Consider the following 5,186-nt stretch of genomic DNA (forward strand, 5'->3'; position numbering starts at 1 on the left):
GGAGACTATGTGACGAATAAAAACTGGTCGGTAAAGCCTATCTAACATCATCTCAGGAAAATTTAAACAGGCTCTAAGTATTATATGGGTAAAAATCTTCCTTATGACTCGACTAAATCATACAATCTATTAAATTATTGCATCACTTCTTTTTTTATTCTTTCTATATCAGCTTCTCTGATTCTTCGAATAATATTTTTATAAATACGATGAAAGCCAAAGCCCCCTTCAGTCATTTCGCGAATCGCATCTTCTTTAGAGACATTCTGAAATACAATGCGGTAGAGCGCACAAACGGCTCCTGTGCGGTCGGAACCATGATGACAATGGATTACAATAGGAGCTTTGCGATTCTTTATGATACGTAATGCTCTTATTAATTGCTCCTCACTGACTGAGTGCGCCTTCATTTTTACCCGATGAAGCTTCACAGCTGTGCCTTTTGCTTCATCATCATCACTATGTCTGTTCCGAAGATTAAGAGACTCTTTGATTCCATATTTTTCGAGAGCTTTAAAGCCGGCTGATGAAGGCTGCTCTGAACGGTATACTCCCACGTCTATCTTATACAAATTGGCCAGTTCACTGCCAGGAAGAATAATCTTCTCTGCTTTCAAATTTTGACTAAAAACTGATAATGAGAAGATTATCCCTAAAAGCAAACTCAATAAGATTCGTCTTTTCATAAATCTACGAAGTCACAATTATAAATTAGTAATCAATCAAAGTACGCCTTTACTGGACGGAAGTTCAAAATGATAGATATCTCTTTTGAGCGCCATCTTCAAGGCACGTGCAAGGGCTTTAAAAATACCCTCTATCTTGTGATGTTCATTCTGCCCTTCTGCTTTGATATTCAGATTCATTTTTGTAGCGTCACTTAATGACTTGAAGAAATGAAGAAACATTTCCGTGGGCATCTCTCCTATCTTTTCGCGCTTAAATTCAGCATCCCATACTAACCAAGAGCGACCGCCGAAGTCCAGGCAAACCTGACAGAGACAATCATCCATAGGCAATGCATAACCATATCGCTCGATTCCTCTCTTGCTGCCCAAAGCCTGATAAATACACTCTCCCAAAGCAATAGCAGTATCTTCGATGGTATGATGTTCGTCTACCTCCAAATCTCCTTCTACACGAATTGTCAAATCCATGCCGGAGTGTTTTCCAATCTGTTCGAGCATATGGTCAAAGAAACCAAGACCGGTAGAAATATTACAAGTACCATTTCCATCAAGGTTCAGAGCTACATATATATCCGTTTCTCTAGTTGTACGACGGACCTCCGCTTTTCGTTCACCTGCAAAAAGAAACTCGGCTATCTTATCCCAATCTGTTGTTGCAAGCACACAAATATCTTCCAAACCTTTTTCTTTCAAACTTTCAGTTGAGTCTTGCAAATAGATGGCACGACATCCCAAGTTCTTGGCAAGTTCCACATCAGTGGGACGATCACCAATCACAAAACTTCCGGCAAGGTTATAGTCGGGGTTGTCGATGTATTTTGTCAACATGCCAGTACGCGGTTTACGAGTCGGTGCGTTATCCTCAGGAAAACTACGGTCTATCAGAATATCATCAAAAGTAATCCCCTCTCCTGCCAATGTTTTCAACATCAGATTGTGGGCAGGCCAGAATGTTTCTTCCGGAAAAGAAGAAGTGCCCAATCCGTCCTGATTGGTGACCATCACAAATTCGAAATCGAGTTTGCTACGGATAAAACCCAAATTACGGAAAACCTTCGGGTAGAATTCTAACTTTTCTAATGAATCGAGCTGATAATCAACAGGTGGTTCAATGACCAATGTACCGTCTCTATCTATAAATAATACTTTCTTCTTCATATTCCTCATTCTTCGTATTTTCTAAGAGCTGCCAGCAATGTGTTATTTTCTACCCGGGTACCCACCGTTACACGCAAGCAATTGCAACAAAGTGATACTGAGTGGCGATTACGGACAATGATACCTTCACCTACCAGATAATTATAAATTTTCACAGCATCCGTCACTTTAGCCAGGAAAAAGTTCGCATCAGACGAGAATAGTTTGATGGTGCAGGGTAGTTTTTCAAATTCTTCCTCCAAATAGTCACGCTCTTCTTTCAGTGTTTTTACCCAACGTTCTATCTCATAATATTTGTGTAACATAGAGATAGCCTGCTGCTGAGTCAATTGATTGACATTATAAGGATACTTGATTTTACTCAGGATACCGATTATTTCCGTTGACGCGAATGCCATTCCCAAACGGATGGCGGCACATCCCCATGCTTTGGAAAATGTCTGGAATATGACAAGATTCGGATATTTATCCAGTTCTTTCAGGAAGGAAGGTGCGGAAGAGAAATCATTATATGCCTCGTCCAACATTACCAGTCCTTCAAACTTACAAAGGAGCTTTTCTATTTCGGAACGAAGCAGGTCGTTTCCTGTCGGATTGTTCGGTGAACAGAGGAAAATCAGTTTGGTATGGTCGTCAGTAGCCTCCAACAGTTTATCTGCCGAAAACTGGAAATTATCATCCAACAGCACTTTCCGGTATTCTATATCATTCACATCGGCACAAACCTGATACATTCCATAAGTAGGGTCGATAGCTACAACATTATCCTCACCCGGTTCGCAGAATGCACGAAAAACCAAGTCAATAGCTTCATCACTACCATTCCCCAAGAATATATGTTCGGGAGATACTTTCTTGATTTTCGACAAGAGAGTCTTCAACTCCCACTGCATAGGATCCGGATAACGGTTATGAGGTGTATTGTATGGATTCTCATTCGCGTCCAAAAAGACAGATGCCGTAAAACCTTTATATTCATCACGAGCCGAAGAGTATGGTTTCAACTTCCATATGTTCGGTCGGGTTAGTTCTTGTAACGTTTTCATCAGCAATACTTTTTAATTTTCAATTATTACTTATTAATTGCTTTGAGACGGATAGTGACAGCATTCTTATGCGCGTCCAAATGTTCATTGGCAGCCATTTCTTCGATAGCCGGACCGATAGTTTTTATTCCTTCCGGAAGGATTTCCTGGAATGTAATCTTACGGATGAAACTATCCAGGCTTACACCGCTATATGCTTTTGCATATCCATTAGTCGGCAAGGTGTGATTCGTGCCGGAAGCATAGTCGCCCGCACTTTCAGGAGTCAAAGAACCCAAGAAGACAGAACCGGCATTGGTGACACGCTCAGCCACTTCCATATAGTTTTCCGTTTCTATAATCAAGTGTTCGGGAGCATAAGCATTTGTAAGCTCTAATGCTTCAGCCATATCCCTCACCAGAATCAGTTTACTGTTCTCCAATGATTTGGCAGCAATCTCCCAACGAGGCAATTCAGCCAATTGACGCTCTACTTCTGCCATAACTTCTGTTTGTAGTTTCTCGGAAGTCGTAATCAATATGGCCTGGCTATCCACTCCGTGTTCTGCCTGCGACAATAAATCCGCAGCCACAAAAGCCGGATTTGCCGATGCATCAGCCAAAACTTCCACTTCAGAAGGACCGGCAGGCATATCAATAGCCACATCCCGCAAGCTGACCAATTGCTTGGCGGCTGTGACATATTGGTTACCAGGACCGAAAATCTTATATACTTTAGGAACACTTTCCGTTCCATAAGCCATCGCTGCAATAGCTTGTACACCGCCTGCCTTGAAAATCCTGCTTACTCCTGCCAATTGAGCAGCGAGAAGAATGGCCGGGTGAATGTTTCCTTCCTTATCAGGAGGAGTACAAAGTACAATCTCTTTGCATCCGGCAATTTTTGCGGGAACAGCCAGCATCAGTACCGTTGAAAAAAGCGGAGCTGTTCCACCCGGAATATAAAGTCCTACTTTTTCGATACCTACCGCTTTCTGCCAACAGGTTACACCGTTCATCGTTTCTACTTTCTTTCCGACAAAGCGTTGTGAAGAGTGGAATGTTTCAATATTCTGTTTTGCTAAAGAGATGGCATCTTTCAATTTGTCACTCACCAATGATTCGGCTGCCTGTATTTCTTCAGGAGTGACAGCAAGCGCAGACAGAGTTACTTTGTCAAAGGTCGCTTCATATTCGAGTACAGCTTTATCGCCTTCTGTCCTTACCTTATTTATGATGGAACGAACCGTATCAAACAGACTTTCCGTATTCAGTGCCGGACGCTTCAAAAGCTCCGTCCACTGTTCTTTAGAAGGATACTTAATCAATTTCATAGTTCATATTTATACTATCATCTTTTCAATCGGCAATACCAAGATGCCCTCTGCTCCCAAAGCTTTCAACTTCCCGATGATTTCCCAGAAACGTTTTTCATCAAGTACTGTATGAACGGAACACCAGCCTTCTTGCGCCAATGGCATAACGGTAGGACTCTTCATACCCGGCAATACGGTGATAATTTCTTCCAACTTATCTTTCGGGGCATTCATCAACACGTATTTCTTGTCTTCCGCTGTCTTCACTGCATTCATACGGAATAGAAGTTCATTCAGCACCTCTTTTTTCTCATCGCTCATGTTCTTGTTACCAATCAGCAGAGCTTCCGATTTCATAACCACTTCCACCTCTTTCAAACGGTTGCTGACCAAAGTGGAACCGGAACTTACAATGTCAAAAATAGCGTCAGCCAAACCAATGCCTGGAGATACTTCTACAGAACCGGTAATAACATGGATTTCTGCATTCACACCATTTTTTTTCAAGAAGTTGCGGAGAATAACAGGATAAGAAGTGGCTATTTTCTTATCATTGAACCAGGATAATCCAGGATATTCAAGATCTTTCGGCATAGCTAATGACAAACGGCATTTACTGAATCCCAAGCGTTTAATGATTTCAGCATTTTCTTCTTTTTCCATAAATTCATTTTCACCGACAACACCCAAATCGGCTACACCGGTAGCTACCGTTTGTGGAATATCATCATCACGAAGAAATAATACTTCAATAGGAAAATTGGATGACTGCACCAACAAGGTACGTTTAGTAGTGCTCAACTTGATATCCGACTCTTCTAAAAGTGCCATTGTCTCTTCAAAGAGACGTCCTTTGGCCTGTACTGCGATTCTTAACATGATCTTATTTTATTATTAATTACTATTCGAATTTGAAAATAAAAAAGGAGGTGTGTCGTAATGCACGATACACCTTCTTTTTTATTCATTACTATACAACTCGGTTCATTTTCTTTAAG

Annotated in this window: 5 protein-coding genes; all 5 read right to left on the reverse strand. The window is 41.3% G+C overall.

The window, feature by feature from the left end:
- Positions 1 to 134: 134 nt before the first annotated feature.
- The 5 genes from NSB03_RS19870 to hisG are packed head-to-tail and all read right to left on the reverse strand — an operon-like array spanning position 135 to position 5,067.
- The gene (locus NSB03_RS19870; RefSeq protein WP_024988801.1) at positions 135 to 686 is read right to left on the reverse strand and encodes a dual specificity protein phosphatase family protein; all 552 of its coding nucleotides are present in this window, start codon (positions 684 to 686) and stop codon (positions 135 to 137) included.
- Between the two features lie 36 nt (positions 687 to 722).
- The gene (gene hisB, locus NSB03_RS19875) at positions 723 to 1,847 is read right to left on the reverse strand and encodes a bifunctional histidinol-phosphatase/imidazoleglycerol-phosphate dehydratase HisB (RefSeq protein ID WP_024988800.1); all 1,125 of its coding nucleotides are present in this window, start codon (positions 1,845 to 1,847) and stop codon (positions 723 to 725) included.
- A gap of 5 nt (positions 1,848 to 1,852) precedes the next feature.
- The gene (hisC, locus tag NSB03_RS19880) at positions 1,853 to 2,893 is read right to left on the reverse strand and encodes a histidinol-phosphate transaminase (RefSeq protein ID WP_024988799.1); all 1,041 of its coding nucleotides are present in this window, start codon (positions 2,891 to 2,893) and stop codon (positions 1,853 to 1,855) included.
- Positions 2,894 to 2,919: 26 nt separating this feature from the next.
- A complete protein-coding gene (hisD, locus tag NSB03_RS19885; protein ID WP_257466604.1) occupies positions 2,920 to 4,206 on the reverse strand; it encodes a histidinol dehydrogenase in 1,287 nt (428 codons plus the stop codon).
- A 9-nt stretch (positions 4,207 to 4,215) separates the two neighbouring features.
- Positions 4,216 to 5,067 (reverse strand): ATP phosphoribosyltransferase, encoded by an 852-nt coding sequence (hisG, locus tag NSB03_RS19890; protein WP_257466605.1) that lies wholly within the window; start codon positions 5,065 to 5,067, stop codon positions 4,216 to 4,218.
- Positions 5,068 to 5,186: the final 119 nt, after the last annotated feature.

The sequence above is a fragment of the Bacteroides acidifaciens genome, from assembly GCF_024623065.1.
Classification (GTDB): Bacteria; Bacteroidota; Bacteroidia; order Bacteroidales; family Bacteroidaceae; genus Bacteroides; species Bacteroides acidifaciens.